The sequence below is a fragment of the Capnocytophaga sp. HP1101 genome (assembly GCF_054772415.1).
This window is the reverse complement of the sequence record NZ_BPUU01000003.1, coordinates 319,247-339,894: the sequence shown is the minus strand read 5'-3', so window position 1 is coordinate 339,894 and position 20,648 is coordinate 319,247. Positions and strand designations below refer to the sequence as shown.

17 protein-coding genes and 1 tRNA gene are annotated in these 20,648 nt (G+C 41.4%); 7 read left to right on the top strand and 11 right to left on the bottom strand.

Annotated features, from left to right (window positions below; genetic code table 11):
- Positions 1 to 269: 269 nt before the first annotated feature.
- The 5 genes from RCZ04_RS02645 to RCZ04_RS02625 form a co-directional block, all read right to left on the bottom strand.
- Positions 270 to 1,520 carry a hemolysin family protein gene (locus RCZ04_RS02645; protein ID WP_460484413.1) on the bottom strand — a complete coding sequence of 417 codons (1,251 nt, stop codon included), beginning with the start codon at positions 1,518 to 1,520 and terminating at the stop codon, positions 270 to 272.
- A 59-nt stretch (positions 1,521 to 1,579) separates the two neighbouring features.
- Entirely contained in the window at positions 1,580 to 2,251 is a 672-nt protein-coding gene (locus RCZ04_RS02640) for a YceI family protein (protein ID WP_460484412.1), read from the bottom strand.
- Between the two features lie 68 nt (positions 2,252 to 2,319).
- Entirely contained in the window at positions 2,320 to 2,820 is a 501-nt protein-coding gene (locus RCZ04_RS02635; RefSeq protein ID WP_460484411.1) for a c-type cytochrome, read from the bottom strand.
- Positions 2,821 to 2,828: 8 nt separating this feature from the next.
- The gene (gene hemB, locus RCZ04_RS02630) at positions 2,829 to 3,815 is read right to left on the bottom strand and encodes a porphobilinogen synthase (protein ID WP_460484410.1); all 987 of its coding nucleotides are present in this window, start codon (positions 3,813 to 3,815) and stop codon (positions 2,829 to 2,831) included.
- Positions 3,816 to 3,829: 14 nt separating this feature from the next.
- Positions 3,830 to 4,336 carry a YqiA/YcfP family alpha/beta fold hydrolase gene (locus RCZ04_RS02625; RefSeq protein ID WP_460484571.1) on the bottom strand — a complete coding sequence of 169 codons (507 nt, stop codon included), beginning with the start codon at positions 4,334 to 4,336 and terminating at the stop codon, positions 3,830 to 3,832.
- A gap of 363 nt (positions 4,337 to 4,699) precedes the next feature.
- Between RCZ04_RS02625 and RCZ04_RS02620 the strand changes: the two genes are divergently transcribed.
- Positions 4,700 to 6,661: a M3 family metallopeptidase gene (locus RCZ04_RS02620; RefSeq protein ID WP_460484409.1), complete on the top strand. Its 1,962-nt coding sequence runs from the start codon at positions 4,700 to 4,702 to the stop codon at positions 6,659 to 6,661.
- A gap of 118 nt (positions 6,662 to 6,779) precedes the next feature.
- The gene (locus RCZ04_RS02615; RefSeq protein ID WP_460484408.1) at positions 6,780 to 7,316 is read left to right on the top strand and encodes a hydrolase; all 537 of its coding nucleotides are present in this window, start codon (positions 6,780 to 6,782) and stop codon (positions 7,314 to 7,316) included.
- A 56-nt stretch (positions 7,317 to 7,372) separates the two neighbouring features.
- On the opposite strand, the gene RCZ04_RS02610 is transcribed toward RCZ04_RS02615, so the two are convergent.
- Positions 7,373 to 8,200, bottom strand: coding sequence for a universal stress protein (locus RCZ04_RS02610; protein ID WP_460484407.1), 828 nt, complete (start codon positions 8,198 to 8,200; stop codon positions 7,373 to 7,375).
- A 469-nt stretch (positions 8,201 to 8,669) separates the two neighbouring features.
- Here RCZ04_RS02610 and rimP point away from each other — a divergent pair, with 469 nt between their 5' ends.
- From rimP to infB, 3 genes are all read left to right on the top strand, one after another.
- Positions 8,670 to 9,137, top strand: coding sequence for a ribosome assembly cofactor RimP (gene rimP, locus RCZ04_RS02605; protein WP_460484406.1), 468 nt, complete (start codon positions 8,670 to 8,672; stop codon positions 9,135 to 9,137).
- A gap of 10 nt (positions 9,138 to 9,147) precedes the next feature.
- Positions 9,148 to 10,380 (top strand): transcription termination/antitermination protein NusA, encoded by a 1,233-nt coding sequence (nusA, locus tag RCZ04_RS02600; protein ID WP_460484405.1) that lies wholly within the window; start codon positions 9,148 to 9,150, stop codon positions 10,378 to 10,380.
- A 132-nt stretch (positions 10,381 to 10,512) separates the two neighbouring features.
- Positions 10,513 to 13,335, top strand: a complete 2,823-nt coding sequence (gene infB / locus RCZ04_RS02595) for a translation initiation factor IF-2 (protein WP_460484404.1) — start codon at positions 10,513 to 10,515, stop codon at positions 13,333 to 13,335.
- 53 nt (positions 13,336 to 13,388) lie between these two features.
- Here the strand turns inward: infB and RCZ04_RS02590 are convergent, their stop codons facing one another.
- The 5 genes from RCZ04_RS02590 to RCZ04_RS02570 all read right to left on the bottom strand — a co-directional run bounded on the left by RCZ04_RS02590 (position 13,389) and on the right by RCZ04_RS02570 (position 16,844).
- On the bottom strand, positions 13,389 to 13,553 hold the full coding sequence (locus tag RCZ04_RS02590; protein WP_460484403.1) for a hypothetical protein: 165 nt from the start codon (positions 13,551 to 13,553) through the stop codon (positions 13,389 to 13,391).
- Between the two features lie 272 nt (positions 13,554 to 13,825).
- A tRNA-His gene (locus RCZ04_RS02585) sits at positions 13,826 to 13,901 on the bottom strand.
- A 237-nt stretch (positions 13,902 to 14,138) separates the two neighbouring features.
- Positions 14,139 to 14,699, bottom strand: a complete 561-nt coding sequence (gene rfbC / locus RCZ04_RS02580; protein WP_460484401.1) for a dTDP-4-dehydrorhamnose 3,5-epimerase family protein — start codon at positions 14,697 to 14,699, stop codon at positions 14,139 to 14,141.
- Positions 14,680 to 15,924, bottom strand: a complete 1,245-nt coding sequence (locus RCZ04_RS02575) for an alpha/beta hydrolase-fold protein (RefSeq protein WP_460484399.1) — start codon at positions 15,922 to 15,924, stop codon at positions 14,680 to 14,682. The genes rfbC and RCZ04_RS02575 overlap by 20 nt, the downstream gene beginning before the upstream one ends.
- Positions 15,925 to 16,019: 95 nt before the next feature.
- Positions 16,020 to 16,844: a thymidylate synthase gene (locus RCZ04_RS02570; protein WP_460484397.1), complete on the bottom strand. Its 825-nt coding sequence runs from the start codon at positions 16,842 to 16,844 to the stop codon at positions 16,020 to 16,022.
- Between the two features lie 1,198 nt (positions 16,845 to 18,042).
- Here RCZ04_RS02570 and RCZ04_RS02565 point away from each other — a divergent pair.
- Positions 18,043 to 18,702, top strand: a complete 660-nt coding sequence (locus RCZ04_RS02565; protein ID WP_460484395.1) for a porin family protein — start codon at positions 18,043 to 18,045, stop codon at positions 18,700 to 18,702.
- Positions 18,703 to 18,785: 83 nt separating this feature from the next.
- Positions 18,786 to 20,648 carry a M1 family metallopeptidase gene (locus tag RCZ04_RS02560; protein ID WP_460484392.1) on the top strand — a complete coding sequence of 621 codons (1,863 nt, stop codon included), beginning with the start codon at positions 18,786 to 18,788 and terminating at the stop codon, positions 20,646 to 20,648.

Genomic DNA, 20,648 nt, shown 5'->3' with positions numbered 1-20,648 from the left:
ATCAAAATTACTATAAGAAACATTGAGTCATTAAAGCAAGAACTGAAGAAACTAAATTACAAAGTCATTTATTAGGCTATTAAAAGACAAAATTTTATGAGAAAAAACAAATACTTTTAAGTTCATAAAATTTTTATTAGCTTAAAAGTATTCATTTTGGAGTTAGTAGTAGTATTTATATGCATTGTGAAAAAAGACTCTTCCGAAAGGGAGGGTCTTTTTTTATGGTTAATGATTAGTGGTTAATGGTTCATTAACTAATGATTTTGCTATTCGTTATTGAGGGTAAGCCTTACGATTTCAATTTTAGTTTGTGAGCAGGCTTCGATAGTGAAGGTAAAAGGAGGAATGGTTATGACTTCGCCTTGAGTGGGAATTTCTTCGTTGTGAAGGACGATAAAACCGCCGAGTGTTTCGTATTCTTCACTTTCTGGGATATCCAAATGATAGGTTTCATTGAGGTATTCTACCTCTAAACGGGCTGAAAATAGATATTCTGTGTCGGAAATTTGTTCTTCTATAAACTTATCTTTGTCGTGTTCATCTTCTATTTCGCCAAAGAGTTCTTCAACAATATCTTCTAAGGTTACAATTCCAGAAGTACCACCGTATTCATCGAGCACGACTGCCATACTTTTGCGCTTACGGGTGAGAATGTTTAGTACTTCGTTTATCTGAATGGTCTCAGGGATATTCACAATGGGGATCAATACTTCTTTGATGGTTTTAGGCTTTTTGAACATATCAAAAGAGTGCACGTAACCCAGAATATCGTCTATATTTTCATTGTATATCAATATTTTAGAAAATCCTGAAGAGACAAAGGTTGCTATAAGATTTTCAATAGACTCATTGAGTTCCACAGCTACTATTTCGGTACGAGGAATCATTATCTCTCGTGCCTTTACTCCTGAAAATTCCAAGGCATTTTGGAACATCTGCACTTCACTATCTACCTCTTCTTTTTTTGGAGCGTTTTCCATCTGTTCGGAGATATAATCTACCAGCTCTACTTTTGAGAATGAAAGAGGGACATAATCGCCTTTTGTTTTGAAGAATACGCGCAAAACAAAGTCGGAAATCCACATTACAAAACTGGAAAACGGGTAGAATAGCCAATAGAAGAAGTAAGCTGGGATAGCAAATACTTTTAGGAGTTGGTTTGCGTAAATCTGGAAGAATACTTTAGGCATAAACTCTGCCGTAATGAGAATAATGAGCGTAGATATAATGGTATGCCAAAGCACATTTTGGAAGAAAGGAGGCAAGAGAGCGGTCATCACCTTACCCATTTCAAACCCGTAGACTACAAGGGCTACGTTATTGCCCACAAGCATAGTAGCTAACAGTTTAGAAGGTTTTCGGGTGAGCTTAGTAAGCACATTAGCTATTACTCCTTCTTGCTTTTTAAGGATTTCTACGTGTACCTTATTGGAAGATACGTAAGCGATTTCAAAGCCTGAAAAAAAGGCTGAAAGCACGAGTGTAGTAAGAATAATAATTACAGAAATAGGTTCCATAAAAGTATAATAGAAAAAGGCAGTCGCTACCAACTGCCTTTTATATATGAAAAGATTATTTATTTGGTAGCCTTAGCTTTTACAACTAACTCTACGTCATCGTTGATGAATTTGTCTTTCAAGTTATCGAATACTGACTTAGAACCGTAGTTTACCCCAAAATCTACACGGTTGATTTTGAAAGGTTGAGAAGTGATGTTCACTTCATTATCGGTTATAGTAACAGTAGCAGGGAAAGTTACGTCTTTAGTTTTGCCTTTGATAGTAAGTGCACCAGTAAGGTTTTTACCGTTAAAACTTTTAAACACAAAAGTAGCTGTAGGGTACTCCTTCACGTTGAAGAAGTGGTCTACTTGCTCTGGGTCAGTACCTTTAAGGTGGGCTTCGAGGTCTTCTTTGCCTTTACCAGCCTGAAGGTCGAGTACTGTAACGGTATTCATATCTAATACAAATTCTGCATTAGTGATAGCACCGTTCTCTACATTCACGCCTCCTTTGGTTACATTTATAGTGCCATTGTGTTTGCCAGCAGGTTTAGAACCCACCCATTCCACTACTGAAAGTGGGTCTACCGAATAGGCAAAAACAGGCGCTTCCTGTATGTCCTCCCTTACAAACGCTTGTTCGGTAGTAGGGGTAGTGGTTTCAGCGTTTTGCTGAGTGTTAGTGTTGTTGCAACTAGTAAGTGCAACACTTGCTATAACAGCTAAGCTAAGTGTGATTTTTTTCATTAGTGATTTCTATTTTAAGTTATTTAATGGTGCAAAGATAAGAAAAAAATAACAATATACAATTTTTCTTATTTTATCGTTCTGAGGTATTCCAGTACTTCACGTGCTTGCTGAGGAGTGAGGTTTTGGTTGAGCATTAAGCTCTGATACTCTTGTACCAACTTTTGTGCGATGGGGTCTTGTTTTTCCATCACATCGGGATAGAGGATCATATTCATCACCCACTCGGGCGTACGGCGCTCCATCAAGCCTACCATTGCAGGACCTGTAAGTCGCTTTTTAGGGCGATGACAAGTGATACAGTAGCTATTGAAAATCTCCTCACCTTTGGCTGCCATTGCCGCATCGGGGGTATCAGCAAGTGGCGGGTTGAACGTGATAGGCTTTACTCCTTTTTGGTTTTGCCAATCGGGGAAATCGGGTTTAGGAATATCGGTAGTACTCGCCTGAGGTGCCGTAGTTTCAGGAGTGGTAGAGTTATCGGTGGTGTTGCTGTTATTGTTATTCGTTCCGCCACCACAAGCGGTCAAAAGTGCCATAGTGGCAAGTGTTAAAAAGTGTTTTTTCATTAGTGTTTTTATAAAAGTTTTACGACTTCTTTAGCAAAATAGGAAGCGATGAGGTCGGCACCGGCACGCTTGATGCTCACGATTTGTTCCATCATCACGGCATCGTGGTCTAGCCAACCATTAGCAGCCGCAGCTTTCAGCATTGCGTATTCGCCCGATACTTGGTATACAGCTACAGGCACTTCGCTCATATTCTTCACTTCGCGCACGATATCCAAATAGCAAAGCCCTGGTTTTACCATTACAATATCAGCACCTTCCTCAATATCCATACGGGTTTCGCGCAGGGCTTCAAGGCGGTTATGATAGTCCATTTGGTAAGTTTTCTTGTCTTTAGGAATATTCTGTGCATCTACGGGGGCACTGTCGAGCGCATCGCGGAAAGGACCATAGAACGCTGAAGCGTATTTAGCACTATAAGCCATAATACCTACGTTTTCAAAGTTGTTAGCCTCAAGGGTTTCGCGCAAGGCGAGAATGCGACCGTCCATCATATCGCTGGGCGCAATAAAGTCGGCACCAGCCTGAGCGTGTGAGAGCGCCATTTCGCAGAGAGCCTCGACAGTAGCATCGTTCTCAATGCGACCGTTTTCCACTATGCCGTCGTGTCCGTAGATAGAGTAAGGGTCAAGCGCCACATCAGTCATTACGAGCATTTGGGGTACCGTTTCTTTCACGGTTTTAATGGCGCGTTGCATTAAGCCATTAGGGTTGGCTGCTTCTACGCCCTTGTTGTCTTTAAGGTTATCGGGCACTTTCACAAACAAGAGCACCGATTTGAGCCCTAAGCTCCAAAGCTCTTTTACTTCTTTTGCCAATAGGTCGAGACTATAGCGGTAATAGCCAGGCATAGAGGCAATTTCTTCTTTTACGCCTGTGCCTTCAACTACAAAGAGGGGCACAAGGAAATCATCAGGGGTAACGATAGTTTCTTTTACCAAACTACGTACCGTATCGTTCACGCGCAAACGGCGGTTTCTTCTCAGTGGGAACATATATCAATTAATAATTAACAATTAGCAAAAAAATATTGTACTTCTTTTTCAAAAATCTCTATGGGATAGGTGTGCGCCATCGTGTTGCGCAAGTGAATTTCAGTAGGGTGAGAGGGTGTCATATCCTCACGAATTACGAACAACGATTCCCACGGGGTGATGACATCGTCTTGTAACCCGATAACTACCTGCCTATAAGCCGAATAATCGGTGTTTAGCCGTGGGCTAAAAGGCAGTTCGTGTTTATAAGTAAGGGCGGGGTTGAACAACAAGCAAGGTTTGTTAAGCACTTGTGCGAGATAATACACCACTAATCCTCCCAAACTTGAACCGATGAACACGTCCACTTCGGCATACTCTTTCTGCAATTGCTCAAAGAGCTTAGGGGCATTACGGTAATCAATCGTTGGGGCAAATATTTCACCGTAGGACGAAAGCACAGCGCGCCTGTCGTCTTGCAAATAGCTATCAAGCCCGTGTAAATAAAGTATTGTCATAATGAGGGCAAAGATACAAATAATTTCTTAAATGGCAAAATTGTCTTTTATTACCTATAATCAAAAATGTTTCGTTTAGAAAATTAGCTTTAACAATTTTTAAAATTTCAATAATTTGAAAATTGCTAAAAATCCATTTCTTACCCCCTCAAAATCAACTTAAAAACCTCTTTCCTTCATCTTAGCTTCGCCTTACCTTCGCCTTAGGTTCGCTTTAGCTTCGTCTCAGGAGGCTCAAAACCCTATTTTCTTTTTTATTTTCTAATTTTTCAATATTTTTCGTTTTTCTTAAAAATTATCACCCTTTGTCAATCTTCTCATTTTGCTAATTTGCCAAATCCCCTATAAAGATGTATATTTGCACTCTCATAATAAAAGACAACCTATATGTTCCAAACACTCTATCAATCAGCACCTTTTTCGCGCTTCGCCCCTACCGACTATCTACCAGCTATCCAAAAAGCTATTGCTGAGGCTCTTGCCGAAATCAACGCCATTGCTCACAATCCTGCCCCCGCTACTTTTGAAAATACCATAGAGGCTTTAGCGTATGTAGGCTTAGACCTCGACCGACTTACGGCGATGTTCTTCAACCTCAACAGTGCCGAGACCAACGATACCCTCCAAGCCGAAGCTCAGCATATTTCTCCGCTTCTCACCGACTATAGCAATGATATTCGCCAGAACGAGGCACTCTTTCAGCGTGTAAAATCGATATACGAAAGGCGTAAGAGCCTCTCGCTTTTGCCTGAACAACACACCCTTCTGGAGAAGACTTACAAAGGTTTTACGCGCAATGGGGCAAATCTTTCATTGAATGATAAAGCACGTTTGCGCCACATCGATAAGGAGTTAGCGCGCCTCAAACTGAAGTTTTCAGAGAATGTATTGGCTGAAACCCAGCACTATCAATGGAATATCACCAATAAAAATCAGCTCAGTGGGTTACCTGATTTTGTATTGGATATGCTTTCAGCAGAAGCCAAAAAGCGCAACAAAGAGGGCTATGTCATTACGCTTGACCTGCCTATCTACACCGCAGTAATGAAATACGCCGATGACCGCAGCTTGCGCCAAAAACTCTTTACTGATTACCACAGCCGTTGTGCAGGTGAGAGTGCTTATAGCAACGAAACCAATGTGTTGCGTATCGCTGAACTTAGGCAAGCGCGTGCTTCCCTTTTAGGTTATGAAAATTACGCTGTTTTTGCTTTGGAAGAGCGTATGGCAGAAACGCCTGCTACCGTAATGGATTTTCTCAACAAACAATTAGCTAAAGACAAGCCTCAGGCGCTCAAGGAATTGGAAGACCTGAAAGCCTTTTCAGAAATAGACGATTTTCAGCAATGGGACTTTGCGTATTACGCCGAAAAACTCAAGCAACAGCGTTACCAGATAGACGATTCACTGTTGAAACCTTATTTAGCATTAGACAAAGCAGTGGAAGGAATGTTTACAGTAGCTAAAAAACTCTACGGTTTGCAGTTCATCCTTACCGATAAAGTAGAAAAGTACCACCCCGAGGTACAAACTTACGTAGTAACCGACGAGAACGGTGAGTATCTCGCCCTTTTCTATACCGATTTCTTCCCACGTGCGGGCAAACGCAACGGTGCGTGGATGACTACCTACAAAGAGCAGTATATTGATAAGGAAGGTAACGATTCACGTCCGCATATCTCCATTGTATGCAACTTCACCCGCCCTACAGATAGCACGCCTTCTCTGCTCACTTTCAACGAACTGACGACTCTCTTTCACGAGTTTGGGCACGCACTGCACGGTATGCTTTCCAAGGTTACCTACCCATCGCTCAGTGGCACTAATGTTGCCCGCGATTTTGTAGAACTCCCCAGCCAGCTGATGGAGAACTGGTGTTATGAAGAGGAAACCCTGCGCCTTTTCGCAACTCACTATCAAACGGGGGAAGCCCTGCCTATAGAATGGGTAAAGAAAGTGAAGTCTGTCGAAGATTTTATGCAAGGGATACTCAATGTGCGTCAGCTTAATTTTGGTTTCTTGGATATGGCGTGGCACACCTACCCTCATTTGGAACGCCTTGAAAGTGTGCGCACTTTTGAACAAACCGCTACTGAAGCCACGCAACTCTACCCGTCAATTGAAACGATGTGCATCTCGCCCGCCTTTTCTCATATCTTCAGCGGAGGTTATGCCGCAGGGTATTACAGCTACAAATGGTCAGAAGCCTTAGAAGACGAAGCCTTGGAAGTTTTTAAGCAGGTCGGCTTTTTCAATAAAGAAGTCGCTACCCGCTTTCGCGACACAATCCTCAGCAAAGGTAGCAGCGAAAAAGAGACGACGCTTTTTAGAAACTTTATTTTCAAGTAAAGTCAGCGTTTCCGTCATCAAATGCGTTACGTGAAATTAATACAAGCAACCTGCTAACTGACAGATTTGCTAATCTGCTAATTAATCCTTACTTTTGTCCAAAATATTCACCTTTTTTATGACAACAGAAAATACACAATTAGTTATCCTTGATATTCAAGGGAAGTTATCTCAAATTGTTTCAGAATCAGCAGAAGTGTTGCGCAACAGCAGGATACTTATTGAAGGGGGCAAACTCTTAGACCTTCCTATCGTTTGGGTAGAGCAAATGCCCGATAAGTTAGGGTCTACGAATCCCGTTATTGCTGAGTTATTAGAAGGGTACACTCCCGTAAAGAAAAGTAGTTTTTCGGCTTGGGGCAATGCCGAATTTCGCGAAGAGCTTAAGGCAAACAAGCGCAAACACGTATTGCTCATAGGCATTGAAACTCATATCTGCATTTATCAAACGGCTGTTGATTTGCTTGCTGAAGGTTATGAAGTATCAGTAATTGCTGATGCGGTATCATCACGCACTGAGAGCAACAAGCGCATAGGTCTTACAATGTTGCGAGATGCAGGGGCAAAGGTTTTAAGTACTGAAGCGGTACTCTTTGCACTCTTGCGAACTGCTGAACACCCAAGATTTAAGGAAATAGCGAGGTTAGTGAAATAAGAATATAAAAAAGGCTGTAAGAAAATTCTTACAGCCTTTTTTACATTATCTTACTCCTACTTTTCTACTTTGATAGTGAGCACAGGTGTGCTGGAGTGGTTTACGAGGTCGCTACTGATACTACCGTTAAAGAAGTGCGCAATACCCTTACGTCCGTTAGGAAACATACAGATAAGATCTATCTTGTTTTCCTTTACGTAATTCAAAATACCTGTTTCTACACGAATATCATTATAAACGTGAGTTTCAAAATGCTGATGAGCGTGTTCAGCTTCTTTAAGGAATTCTTCCATACGTTTGTTTATTTCGGAAGTAGTAAGAAACTGATAAGGGGTATTCACATACACCAAATCGACCTTTGCTCCAAATATTTTGGCGAGTTTTAACGCCTTTTCGAAAGGTTTTAAAAAGCGCTTAGAGAAGTCGCAACCAAACATCATATGTTTAATTTTGAGCTTTTCGTGTGGGTTTTTAATCACCAATACAGGCACAGAGGAAGAGCGAATTACCTTTTCAGCATTAGAACCTATAAAGAGTTCTTTAGCTCCTGAAGCACCATTTGAGCCCATAAACACGAGGTTGATGTGGTGTTTTTTCACTACTTCTTCGACAGCTTCGGGCAGTGGAGCGGTTTCTACAAGGTCAATCACTTCAACAGTGGTATCAATTTCCTTTTTAAGGTCGTTAAAACGCTGTTTGGTGAGATTGAGGAAATACATCGCTTCGGGCACTGAAACTTGACTTTCGGTCATTAAACGGATAGGAAGTTCAATAGCGTGCAACACATAGACTTTGGCTTTGTGTTGTTTGGCTAAGTTAATCGCAACGTGTAGTGAAGCGATTGACTTTTCTGAAAAATCGGTGGTTACTAAAATGTTTTTCATAAGAATCTATTTTTTTAGTTAAAAGTTCTGAATTAAAAATTATGAGTTCATCATTTAGGTTTTAGTTAAAGTGACTTACTTCCAAAATTAGGTTTAGCTTATACAAAGCTTATAGGAAGCTTATACGAATCTTGGACGATTGTTATACAAAGGGTATATAAACATTTTATTTACAACAGTTTACAATTAGTATTTTTCTCGAGGAAAAACGGTGCTATAACAGCTATTAGTTATGACTCTACTGCACTTAACCGATAGTATTTCAACATTTTAAATAGCATTTTAGGCTATCTACGCGAGTATTGATGACTTGGTGTGATAGTTAAATTTCACGTGGTAAAAGTAGTGCTTATTTTTATAACTTCCAAACTTTTTTTACTTTTTTTCTTGTTATTTCAAAAAATCGTCGTACCTTTGCACCGAAAAGTAATACTTGAGGGGACATTTAAGTCCCCTCTTTTTATAGCAAATGAATTTTAAAGACCAAGTTAAAGAGTTAGTTGATAAGGCTTTGAGCGAACGTCCTGAACTCTTTCTCACTGATTTAAGCGTAGGAACGGACAATACCATTCGCGTGACTATTGATGGCGATAAGGGTGTGGGCATTGAGGATTGTATTGAACTGAGCCGTGCTATTGAGGGCTCTTTAGACCGTGAGGCGGTGGATTTTGCCTTAGAGGTTACGTCTTTCGGTGCTACTGAACCCTTTGTAATGGAACGCCAATATAGTAAGAACGCAGGCAGAACTGTGCAAATCACTACACTTGACGGCAAAACTCACGAAGGAGTGTTGAAAGGAATCAGTGAGGGCAAGGCGGTACTTGAGACTGAAACTCGCGAACCGAAACCCGTGGGCAAAGGTAAAATCACTGTAAAAAAAGAGCACTTTTTTGGGCTCACTGATATAAAAGAAACTAAAGTAATCATTAAATTTTAATTAAACGTATATGAATAGTCTTGAATTAATCGAATCATTCTCGGAGTTTAAAGATGATAAACTCATCAACCGCGAAACCTTAATGGCTATTTTGGAAGAGGTTTTCCGCAATACCCTAAAAAAGAAATACGGCTCTGACGATAATTTCGATATTATTATCAACCCCGATAAAGGCGACCTACAAATCTTCCGCAACCGTGTAGTGGTGGAAGACGGAGCTGTAACGAATGACAATCAGCAAATTGAACTTTCGGTAGCTCGCAAAATTGAACCCGACTTTGAGGTGGGGGAAGACGTTTCAGAGGAAATTAAAATTAATGATTTGGGTAGACGTGCTATCTTAGCATTGCGTCAGAACTTGATTTCTAAAATTCACGAGTACGATAGTATGACTATCTATCAGCGTTTCAAAGATTTGATTGGTCAGCTATACGTAGCCGAAATTCACCATATTCGCCACAAAGCTATTGTACTTTTGGACGATGAAGGCAACGAAATTATTCTGCCTAAAGAAAAACAAATTCCTTCGGATTTCTTTAAAAAAGGCGAACACGTACGGGGTATTATCGAATCGGTAGAGCTTAAAAGCACTAAACCTACTATTATTATGTCGCGTACCTCTCCCCTATTTTTGGAGCGTTTGTTTGAACAAGAAATCCCTGAGATTGCGGACGGGCTTATCACCATTAACAAGGTGGTGCGCATCCCTGGCGAAAAAGCCAAAGTAGCTGTTGATTCGTTCGACGAGCGGATTGATGCGGTAGGGGCTTGCGTAGGGGTACGCGGGGCTCGCATTCACGGCATTGTGCGCGAGTTGGGCAATGAAAATATCGACGTGTTGCCTTTTACTAATAATCCACAATTGCTAATCACTCGTGCTTTGGCTCCTGCACGCGTATCATCGGTGATTATCAACGAAGAAGAAAAGCGTGCCGATGTGTATTTGGCTAATGAAGAGGTATCGAAAGCTATTGGTAAGTCGGGTTATAACATTCGCTTAGCAAGTCAGCTCTCAGGTTATGAAATCGATGTATACCGCGAAGGAGTAACCGAAGAAGATATCGAACTCACCGAGTTCAACGACGAAATTGAAGAATGGGTGATTGAAGAACTGCAAAAAGCAGGACTTGACACGGCTAAGAGTGTGTTAGAACTTTCTGCTGACGAATTAATGCAACGCACTGATCTTGAAGAGGAGACTGTAAATGAAGTGTTACGCGTATTGGCAGAAGAGTTTGAATAGTGATTAGTGAAGCGTGAAAAAATGAAAATCTGTGAGAGCAGAGTATGTGAGGGAAGGAAGATTCTCTACAACTTAAACGAAGAATAATATATCCTATCTTCTTGCAAGGAGAATGGATTTTAATAAACATATATGAGCGAGGGAAAAAAAATAAGATTAAGCAAAGTTTTAAAGGAGTTCAATATCTCTATGGTAACTGCCGTAGAATATTTGAAGAAGGAGAAAGGGATAGAGATAGAATCTAACCCTAATACTTCTATTACAGAAGATATAGTGAAGTTCCTTTCGAACAAATTTAACGCTGACAAGAGTAAGCGTGAGGTTTCTAAAGAGATAGTGGAAGACAAGCGCAAAGAGCGTGAGGCTATCCGTATGGAGCAAGAGAAAGAGAACCAAGAGAAGCGCAAACAGCAGGAACAAGAGGTGATAAAAGCTAAAGTTCAACTGGCTGGACTCAAAACTGTGGGCAAAATAGATCTTGAGAAAGATAATAATAAAAAAGAAGAGGTAGCTTCTAAAACAGAAATTACTGAGCCTAAAGAAGTGATAACAGCAACTAAACAAGAAGCAAATTCTGCGGTAGCACAACCACAACTATCTGCTAAGGACAGTAAAGAAAAAGATAAGAAGAAAGACAACAATAAACCCGACGCTCAAAAGAATAAATCAGTTTATCAAAATCCATTGGCACAAACCGCTACTGTACAGAAGAAGAAGGAACAGTCCAACCATAAAACTAAGGAGGAACCTGCTTCTGAGACTTCAGCAGGAGTGATTGAAACTCAATACCAAAAGCTTACAGGTCCTAAGGTAGTGGGTGAGAAAATAGACCTTAGTCAGTTTGAGAAAAAGAAGAAAAAGCGCAAGCGCAACCGTAACAAGGATAAAGACAAAGAGGAGCAAACTACCCCTAATAACACTACTGGTACTACTAGCGACAGCGAAAAACGCAAACGCAAACGCATCCGCAAAGATGAAGTTAATTTAACTAAGAGTGGCAGTGAGACTGCTAAAAAAGAAAAGAAGAACAAGATTATTGCCAAAATAGAACCTACTGAAGAAGAGGTTCAAAAACAAGTGCGTGAAACCCTCGAACGCTTGCAAGGCAAAGGTGCTAAATCTAAAGGCGCTAAATATCGTAAAGAAAAACGCGAAACGCACCGCCAAAAAGTAGAGCAAGAACTCGCTGAACAAGAACAACAAGAAAAGATACTCAAAGTAACTGAGTTTGTTACAGTAAACGAGCTCGCTACGATGATGGACGTGCCTATCAACAAGGTTATCGGCGCTTGTATGTCGCTCGGCATAATGGTAACGATGAACCAACGCCTCGATGCCGAAACCCTTTCAATCGTAGCCGACGAATTTGGTTATGAGGTAGAATTTGCAACCGCTAACATTGAAGAGGCTATCCATACTGAAGAAGATAAACCTGAAGATTTAGTACCTCGCGCGCCTATCGTAACCGTAATGGGTCACGTAGACCACGGTAAAACTTCACTCCTCGACTATATTCGTAAAGAAAACGTAATCGCTGGTGAAAGCGGGGGTATTACCCAACACATTGGGGCTTACGGGGTGAAACTTGAAAGCGGCGAACGCATCACTTTCCTCGATACTCCTGGTCACGAAGCCTTTACCGCTATGCGTGCCCGCGGTACCAAAGTAACCGACATCGCCATTATCGTAGTTGCTGCTGACGACGATGTGATGCCTCAAACCAAAGAGGCTATCAGCCACGCACAAGCTGCTGGCGTGCCTATCATCTTTGCAATCAACAAAATTGATAAACCTAACGCCAACCCGGATAAGATTAAAGAACGATTAGCAAGTATGAACCTCCTCGTAGAAGAATGGGGCGGTAAAATCCAGTCGCAAGACATCTCGGCTAAACAAGGTATAGGTGTACAAGAATTGCTTGAAAAAGTGCTCTTAGAAGCTGAGATTCTCGAACTCAAAGCCAATCCTAACAAACCTGCTGTAGGTACTGTGGTAGAAGCTGCTCTCGACAAAGGTCGTGGCTATGTGTCTACTATACTTGTAGAATCAGGAACGTTGCGCATAGGTGACTACGTATTAGCAGGTACCAACTCGGGCAAAATACGTGCTATGCACGATGAGCGGGGCAAGAAAGTAAAAGAAGCAGGTCCCTCTACCCCTATTTCTATCTTAGGTTTGGACGGGGCACCTCAAGCTGGTGATAAGTTCTACGTATTTGAGGATGAGAAAGAAGCTAAACAAATAGTAGCTAAACGCGCTCAGTTGCAACGCGAACAATCGGTACGTACACAACGCCATATTACGCTTGACGAGATAGGTCGACGCATTGCCCTTGGAGACTTCAAGCAGCTCAACATCATCCTCAAAGGTGATGTGGACGGCTCGGTAGAAGCGCTTACCGATTCCTTCCAAAAGCTTTCAACCGAAGAAATCCAAGTATCGATTATCCACAAAGGTGTGGGGGCGATTACCGAATCGGATGTGTTGTTAGCCTCAGCTTCCGATGCGATCATCATCGGTTTCAACGTACGCCCAATGACCAATGCCCGCGCTTTGGCAGAGAAAGAATCTATTGATATCCGTACTTATTCTATCATCTACGATGCTATCAATGATCTGAAAGACGCTATGGAAGGTATGCTTTCACCAGTATTCAAAGAAGAGGTTACAGGTACTGTTGAGATACGCGAACTCTTCAAGATCTCGAAAGTAGGTACTATTGCCGGCTGTATGGTAACCGATGGTAAGATTTACCGCAACTCAAAAATACGCCTATTACGCGACAACGTAGTGATTTACACCGGCGAACTCTCCTCACTCAAACGCTTTAAAGACGATGTAAAAGAAGTGAGCAAAGGTTACGATTGCGGTTTGCAAATCAAGAACTACAACGATATTCGCGAGGGCGACGTCATAGAAGCCTTCCAAGAAGTAGCTGTAAAGAAGAAACTGTAAAAAGTAATATATAAAAGAAAGCGCCTTTAAGGGCGCTTTTTTATATCACTAAGCTAATTACTATCATTATTAGAAAAGGCTTTATGGTAAAAATCAGCTAATCGCACTGAGATAGCATCCATTTTTTGCTGAGGCGATAGTTTTTGAGCAATCGTTTGATAAATCTCTTCTTTGTGTTGCTCAGCAAAGCTACTTAGTAGTCCTTTTTCTTCTGTCATATTCTGAAATAGTAATATATAACCAACGTTTGTGCTTTTTTAGAATTTCTTCTTTTTCTCTTTCAGAAAAAGCTGAAAGTCGCTTTTCAGAAATGATTTTAGGGTAGATTTTGGGACAGAATATTTCTTCTTCTCCATAAGTTCTTTCATTTTTGTATACTCGGAAATATACTCGGAAATATACTCGGTTTTATACTCGCTTTGTATAAGTTCATAAAGTGTAGACATAAAAAAATACGCTCTAAGGCGTATTTTTATTAGGTTTTTCACTTGGGTGGAATATGGGGCTCGAACCCACGACCTTCGGAACCACAATCCGACGCTCTAACCAACTGAGCTAAAACCACCGTCTGTATTTTCAGGTGCAAAAGTAATACCTTTTTCCTAATCCACCAAATATTTAGATAACTATTTTTTAGTTGAGAGGTAAGAGTTAAGCGTTAAGAATATTTAGCCCTTTGATTTTCAATCTCTTTTTACTTCTTAATTACTTTACTTCCCTATTTTCTAATTCTCAAACCTGTTAATTTGCTAATTACATCTGCCCGTGTGACTCGAACCCATCTTTTGTTCGTTCAAACTTTATCATTTGCTTGTCGTGCTACGACCTTTTACCTCTACCAGCAATGGCGCTTTCTTGTCTTTCTCCGAAAGTTGTATCACCTCAGCTGGTAGTCGCCAATCAATACCTATGGTAGGGTCGTTCCAGCGCACACTACCCTCACTCTCGGGAGCGTAGTAATTGTCGCATTTGTATTGAAAAATAGCTTCTTCGCTCAGTACAGCAAAACCGTGAGCAAAACCTCTCGGGATAAAAAACTGGCGCTTGTTTTCTTCGTTTAGTATCACAGACTCATACTGCCCAAAGGTAGGTGAGTCTTTTCGCAAATCCACTGCTACATCAAGTACTTCTCCTTTTACCACTCTCACCAATTTAGCCTGTGCAAAAGGTGGTTTCTGAAAGTGTAATCCGCGCAATACCCCATAGGTCGATTGCGATTCGTTGTCTTGTACAAATACAGTGGGACTTACTAACTCATTAAATCGCTGTTGCGAAAACGATTCAAAAAAGTAACCTCTTCCGTCAAAAAACACCTGTGGCTCAATAATCACCACGCCTTCTATCTTAGTTCTGATTACTTTCATCGGTAGGATTTTGTTCTTCTTGTGCAGGTGCCACTTCTTCTGCTGGCTCTATAGGTTCTACTACTTTTGTGCGTTTACTCTTGCGTTTGGTAGCTTGCAAATGCGTGATACGTTCATTTATCAAGTCTCCTGTGATGAAATCTATATTAGGCTCAGTATACGCTTTCTGATACGTTTTCAGTGCCTTTTTATCATCGCCCATCTTTTCGTAATATTCAGCTAAAAAGAAGTTTGGCATCGCTGTTTTTAGGTAACCGTTATCCTCTACGTATTTCGCCAATTTCTTCAGCGATTCCCAGTCTTGCGACGAATTAATAGCCGTATAAGTAGCCATCACATCGTTTAGTATAGGCACTTTCTTTACGCCCAACTGTTTGTAAATAGTGTTGTATTTGTTCTCCAAATATTCGTAAATCCCCGTTTCAAGGGTCTCCATTTGGGTCTTAAACTCCTTACCTCCTATCGGCTTATAAATATCAAAACTCATATCAAATGCCTGTGCTATCCCTTGCAATTTAGCAGCGTTCACTGAGCTTCCTTTAAAATCCACAAAGTAATATTCTACTGATTCGTGCACAGGCGCCGAGCGCATCGCTCTTTCAAACTGAATTGCCTTGTCATACACCACTTTGTTTTCCACATCGGCAGTAGCCATATAGTAAAACAAACGGTTAGGCACTCCCGCTGCCAAAGCGTGCGAAAACTCCTCTCCCATACGCGGTAGAGCCACAGGGTTAAGGCTTACTATCATATTAAAAGTAGGGTTCTTCTCGGCAAGCATATAGTAATTAGCCAAAAAGCCCGCCTCTTCCGATGCTACCACCGCTTTTAGGTCGGCTATCGGGTATTTCCCTTGTATGTAAGGTACCAATTCCGCCGATACAAACTCAAAGAAACGAGCCGACTCATTAATAGGGCGACCCACCTCTTCTACTACCGTTACATCTTCTTGTTTGGGCTCAAACACACCCACTACTATGCACTTAGGCATTTCACCAAACTGTTCGTAATAACGCACTGTCGAAACAACGGGCTCCATCAGCGTTTCCGCATTGAGCACCACTATCAGCGGATACGCCTGTCTATCCGTGTACTTTTCAGGTTTGTAGATGCCTATCTTCTGTTTCCTGTTGAGCCTCCCTGACGAAAAAGTCTCCGAAATAATCTGTGAAAACGCGCTTTGTAAGGTTACTAAAGCGATAACAATTGTAAGAAATTTCTTCATTATTTTATAGTATTTACTTTAATTTTAAACGCACAAATGAAGCAAAAATGCTCCATATAGCAAAATTTTAAGCATCTTTTAACGAAATTTTAACTTTATACCGATACCTGCGCTTTAATCGTAGGGTAAGGGTCATAGCCTTCTAAACGAAAATCGTCATAATCAAAGGCAAACAAATCCTTCACTGCCCGATTCAAGTGCATCGTAGGCAAAGGGCGTGGCGTCCTGCTGAGCTGTAAAGCTACCTGCTCACGATGATTGTTATAGATGTGCACATCACCAAAAGTATGCACAAAATCTCCTAATTGCAAATCGCATACTTGCGCAAGCATCATCGTGAGTAACGCATATGAAGCAATGTTAAAAGGCACCCCTAAAAACACATCGGCACTGCGTTGGTATAACTGACAAGACAATTTCCCATCGGCTACGTAAAACTGAAACAGTGCGTGACAAGGAGGCAATGCCGCTTTACCATTGGCTACGTTCTCCGCAAACGATTTTCCTGTATCAGGCAATACCGACGGATTCCAAGCCGAAACGATAATCCGTCGGCTTTCAGGATTTTGTTTAAGGGTCTCTACCACCGTTTTTATCTGGTCAATCGCCTCGCCATTCCAGTGGCGCCATTGCGCTCCATAAACAGGACCGAGGTCGCCGTTCTCATCTGCCCATTCGTTCCAAATGCGCACACCGTGGTCAGTGAGATATTTAATATTCGTATCGCCTTTTAAAAACCAAAGCAATTCATAAATCACCGATTTTAAGTGTATCTTTTTAGTCGTTACCAGCGGGAAACCCTTATTAAGGTCAAAGCGCATTTGGTAACCAAATACACTGGTCGTACCCGTGCCGGTACGGTCGTCTTTAGAATAGCCATTACTCAGAATATGGCGCAAAAGGTCGTGATATGTTTGCATTTTTAATGTGATTCAAGATTTGAAAAAATTAATAATATCTGGTTTATTGAGAGTTATCTTCTTCGTACATAATGACCGCCTCTACCTCCCCCTTTGAAGGTAGTCCGCGAGAGCGGAGTATGTGAATAAGGGGGATGTTTATAATCAATAAGTTAATCCAACTTTTCATTAGTCTTTTTAGTTCAGTATTAAACCTAAAGAGTTAAATCGGCGCAAAGATACAACAATAATAAAGAAAACCAATACCCCAACCCCACCTATTCTATCAACTCACTTATTCCCAAATTTTTATATATCTCACCTTCACCATACTCCCCCTCTCTGAGGCTGTTGGCAGTTGCCAAGTAAGTGAATAGAGAGGTTTTATCTCTTTTACTTATGAACTTTGCCAAAGTTTGGAACTTTGGCAAAGTTGAAAAAGAAGCAGGCTTCTCTCACTTTTCCATCACTACATTCCCCCTTTGAAGGGGGTTAGGGGGATGTTTCTCTCACTTTTCCGTCGCCATATTCCCCCTCTCCAAGGTAGTCTGCGAAAGCAGAGTATGTGAATAGGGGGTATGTTTCTTTCGCTTTTCCGTCGCATCTCCCCCTTTGAAGGGGGAAGGGGGGATGTTTTCTTCGTCATTCGTTCCTCGTCCATTTCTCCCTAATGCCTATTGCCTAATGCCTATTGCCTCTTCTCTTTCTTTCGTCTCGAAACCCCATTTTTGGCATTTTTAGTATTATTGTATTACAGTATGAATCAACCACTTATACACCCTTTGTATAACAATCGTCCAAGATTCGTATAAGGTTCCTATAAGCTTCCTATAAGCTCAGCATACCCATTTTACCTTTTACCTTTTATCTTTTACCTAAAAACCCCTTCCGAAACGCTTTGTTTTTTTTCTACAACACCAATATCCCATTTTCCATCACATATTCCCCCTCAGAGAGGGTTGTCCGCGATAGCGGAGTAAGTGAATTAGGGGGAGGTTATCTCTTTCAGCCTCCTCAAAGTTTTGAGACTTTCTTCAATAAGTCCGACTCGTCCTAACAAGTCTAACCAATCTCCCTATTACTGCCCGTGCGGCTCGCACCTGTCGTGCTACGACCTTGGGCAAAGTTGATTTTTTGGTATTATTGGCATTATTGGTATTAAAAAATTATTTCGTACCTTTGCAACGCACTTATGTTTAACCTTTATATTACAAATTTTATGAAACGTTTATTTATGATTACTATGTTACTGCTAAGCATTTCAGCAGTAAGTTGGTCACAAGTGACTGTAGGAATACGATTTTCGCATCTTCCTGTCTTTCAGTGGATAAGTGGTTATACCAGCCCACCAGAAGCCAATGTAGAATTTGGTAAATTTGTTACCTATTTCAATGCAGGAGGCTTTCTTCACTTTCAGTTGCAAGAGCATTGGGCATTACAAGTGGAAGGAATTTATAGTATAGGAGAGCTCCCTTTTAGCGCTAATTACCCCAATAGCCCAATAAACTCCTCGTACCTAATTTCTTATTTAGATTTTCCCATATTATTGCAATACGAGGGTAAAAAACCTATTAGAGGCTTTGTGCAGTTAGGCATATCACCTAAGGTTTTAGCGCTTCGTGAGCCCTCATCAGATTTTGATTTTTATCGGTCTGATATGGTTTTTGGTACAGTGCGAGATTTTAAACATACCATAGCAATGGGGCATATAGGAGGTGGCGTGCTCTTTGAACGCCGACATTGGCTCTTTACAGCCGATGCGCGGTTTTCAGCAAGTTTGAATACCATAGCCAACTATAAACCTAAGTACCTTGTCGATATGAGTACTGCACATTTGTATTCTTTTAGCATTTCATCAGCAATAGGCTATAAGTTTTAGTCCTAAGGTATTATTGGCATTTTTGGTATTATCAGTATTATTCCCTATCTTTGCACTTTCTAAAGATTAAATCAATTCATTCAATGAAAAAAATACTTTTAGCCCTCTCTGTTTTTGCTTTTACGCTGAATATAACAGCCCAAGATAACCCTTGGCAACAACAAGCTGATTACCAAATGAACGTAACGATGGACGTGAAAACCTTCCAGTACAAAGGCACCCAAAAACTCACGTACACGAACAACTCCCCCGATACGTTGCGCACAGTGTTCTATCATCTCTATTTCAATGCTTTTCAACCTAATAGCGAAATGGATAGCAACCTGCAAACCCTCCCCGACCCCGATAGACGTATGGTAAATAATCTTGGCACTGCCAAAAAACCAATATACGAAAGCCGTATTGCTAAGCTTTCACCTTCCGAAATCGGCTCTCTGCGCATTACCGCTATGAGTCAAGACGGACAAAAAGCTACTTTCTCTCACGAGAGTACCATTCTAAAGGTAACCCTCCCCTCCCCTATCCTCCCTCATAGTAAGACGGTTTTAGATATGACCTTCGAAGGGCAAGTGCCCGTGATGATACGCCGTGCAGGTCGCAATAACCCCGATGGCGTAGCCCTTTCAATGGCACAATGGTACCCAAAAATGGTAGCTTACGACCATCAAGGTTGGCATACTACCGAATACATAGGTCGAGAGTTCTACGGCGTATGGGGTAACTTCGATGTGAAAATTACCCTCGATAAAACCTATGTAGTAGCAGGTTCAGGCGTGCTCCAAAATCCTAATGAAATGGGCTTCGGTTATGAAGATAAGGGCGTAAAAGTACCTAAAACCAAAGGAAAAACTAAAACGTGGCACTTTGTAGCCGAACGTGTACACGATTTCACTTGGGCTGCCGACCCTCAGTTTACTCACGATAAACACACCCTTACCGACGGTAAAACCATACATTTCTTTTACAAAAAGTACCCAGAGAATTGGAAGCGTATTCAGCCCGATATGCTTAAAGTATTCGATTATTTCAATACGCTTATAGGCAAATATCCTTGGCCTCAATACTCTTTCATTCAAGGAGGCGATGGCGGTATGGAGTACGCAATGTGTACCCTTATGGTAGGCGGTGAAAAATACGAGAGCTTAGTAGGTACTGCCACACACGAGCTGGCTCACGCTTGGTTTCAGCACCTCTTAGCCACCGATGAAGCAGCTTATCCGTGGATGGACGAAGGTTTTACCTCCTACATACAGTCGCTTGCCGAACAGCAAGTGTTACACCTCATTCCAGCAACCAACTATCCTTTTGCAAAAGCTTATAACGGTTACCTAAACTTAGTGAAGTCAGGTCTACAAGAACCCACCATCACTCATTCCGACCGTTATGCGACGAATTACGCCTATAGCATTGCCGCTTACTACAAAGGGCAGCTCTTCCTCACTCAGTTAGATTATCTAATGGGTAACGAAGCACTGATGAAAACCCTCCGTCGCTATTACCAAGAGTATGCTTTCAAGAACCCAACCCCTAATGATTTTATCCGTATAGCCGAAAAGGTATCAGGTATGCAATTGCAATGGTTCCTCAACGAATTTATGCAAACTGACCACACCGCCGATTACGCTATTGATAAGGTAGAAACCAAAGGTGATAAAACAGCAGTTACCCTCAAACGCTTAGGGCGCTTACCCCTTTCCATCGACCTTTTCGTCACCGACAAAGCAGGTAAAACTGAATACGTATATGTGCCTTTACGAATGACTTACGGCGAAAAAACCAACACCTACCCCGAGTACTCACGCACCGTAGTTCCTGCTTGGGGTTGGGGTAACCTTACCTACACTTTTGAACTCAATATGCCGTTAGACAATATCCAAAGTATAGTATTAGACCCTAATAACAGAAGTGTAGATATCAACAGAGAGAATAACGTTTATAAGAAATAA

Bases quoted from the DNA above. Each gene is read 5' to 3' on its own strand.
- nusA (WP_460484405.1), top strand. From the start codon at position 9,148: ATGAATAGTCTTGAATTAATCGAATCATTCTCGGAGTTTAAAGATGAT.
- RCZ04_RS02565 (WP_460484395.1), top strand. From the start codon at position 18,043: ATGAAACGTTTATTTATGATTACTATGTTACTGCTAAGCATTTCAGCA.
- RCZ04_RS02575 (WP_460484399.1), bottom strand. From the start codon at position 15,924: ATGAAGAAATTTCTTACAATTGTTATCGCTTTAGTAACCTTACAAAGC.
- RCZ04_RS02645 (WP_460484413.1), bottom strand. From the start codon at position 1,520: ATGGAACCTATTTCTGTAATTATTATTCTTACTACACTCGTGCTTTCA.
- hemB (WP_460484410.1), bottom strand. From the start codon at position 3,815: ATGTTCCCACTGAGAAGAAACCGCCGTTTGCGCGTGAACGATACGGTA.
- RCZ04_RS02640 (WP_460484412.1), bottom strand. From the start codon at position 2,251: ATGAAAAAAATCACACTTAGCTTAGCTGTTATAGCAAGTGTTGCACTT.
- RCZ04_RS02560 (WP_460484392.1), top strand. From the start codon at position 18,786: ATGAAAAAAATACTTTTAGCCCTCTCTGTTTTTGCTTTTACGCTGAAT.
- RCZ04_RS02635 (WP_460484411.1), bottom strand. From the start codon at position 2,820: ATGAAAAAACACTTTTTAACACTTGCCACTATGGCACTTTTGACCGCT.
- RCZ04_RS02620 (WP_460484409.1), top strand. From the start codon at position 4,700: ATGTTCCAAACACTCTATCAATCAGCACCTTTTTCGCGCTTCGCCCCT.
- RCZ04_RS02610 (WP_460484407.1), bottom strand. From the start codon at position 8,200: ATGAAAAACATTTTAGTAACCACCGATTTTTCAGAAAAGTCAATCGCT.
- RCZ04_RS02590 (WP_460484403.1), bottom strand. From the start codon at position 13,553: ATGACAGAAGAAAAAGGACTACTAAGTAGCTTTGCTGAGCAACACAAA.
- RCZ04_RS02615 (WP_460484408.1), top strand. From the start codon at position 6,780: ATGACAACAGAAAATACACAATTAGTTATCCTTGATATTCAAGGGAAG.
- RCZ04_RS02570 (WP_460484397.1), bottom strand. From the start codon at position 16,844: ATGCAAACATATCACGACCTTTTGCGCCATATTCTGAGTAATGGCTAT.
- rimP (WP_460484406.1), top strand. From the start codon at position 8,670: ATGAATTTTAAAGACCAAGTTAAAGAGTTAGTTGATAAGGCTTTGAGC.
- rfbC (WP_460484401.1), bottom strand. From the start codon at position 14,699: ATGAAAGTAATCAGAACTAAGATAGAAGGCGTGGTGATTATTGAGCCA.
- infB (WP_460484404.1), top strand. From the start codon at position 10,513: ATGAGCGAGGGAAAAAAAATAAGATTAAGCAAAGTTTTAAAGGAGTTC.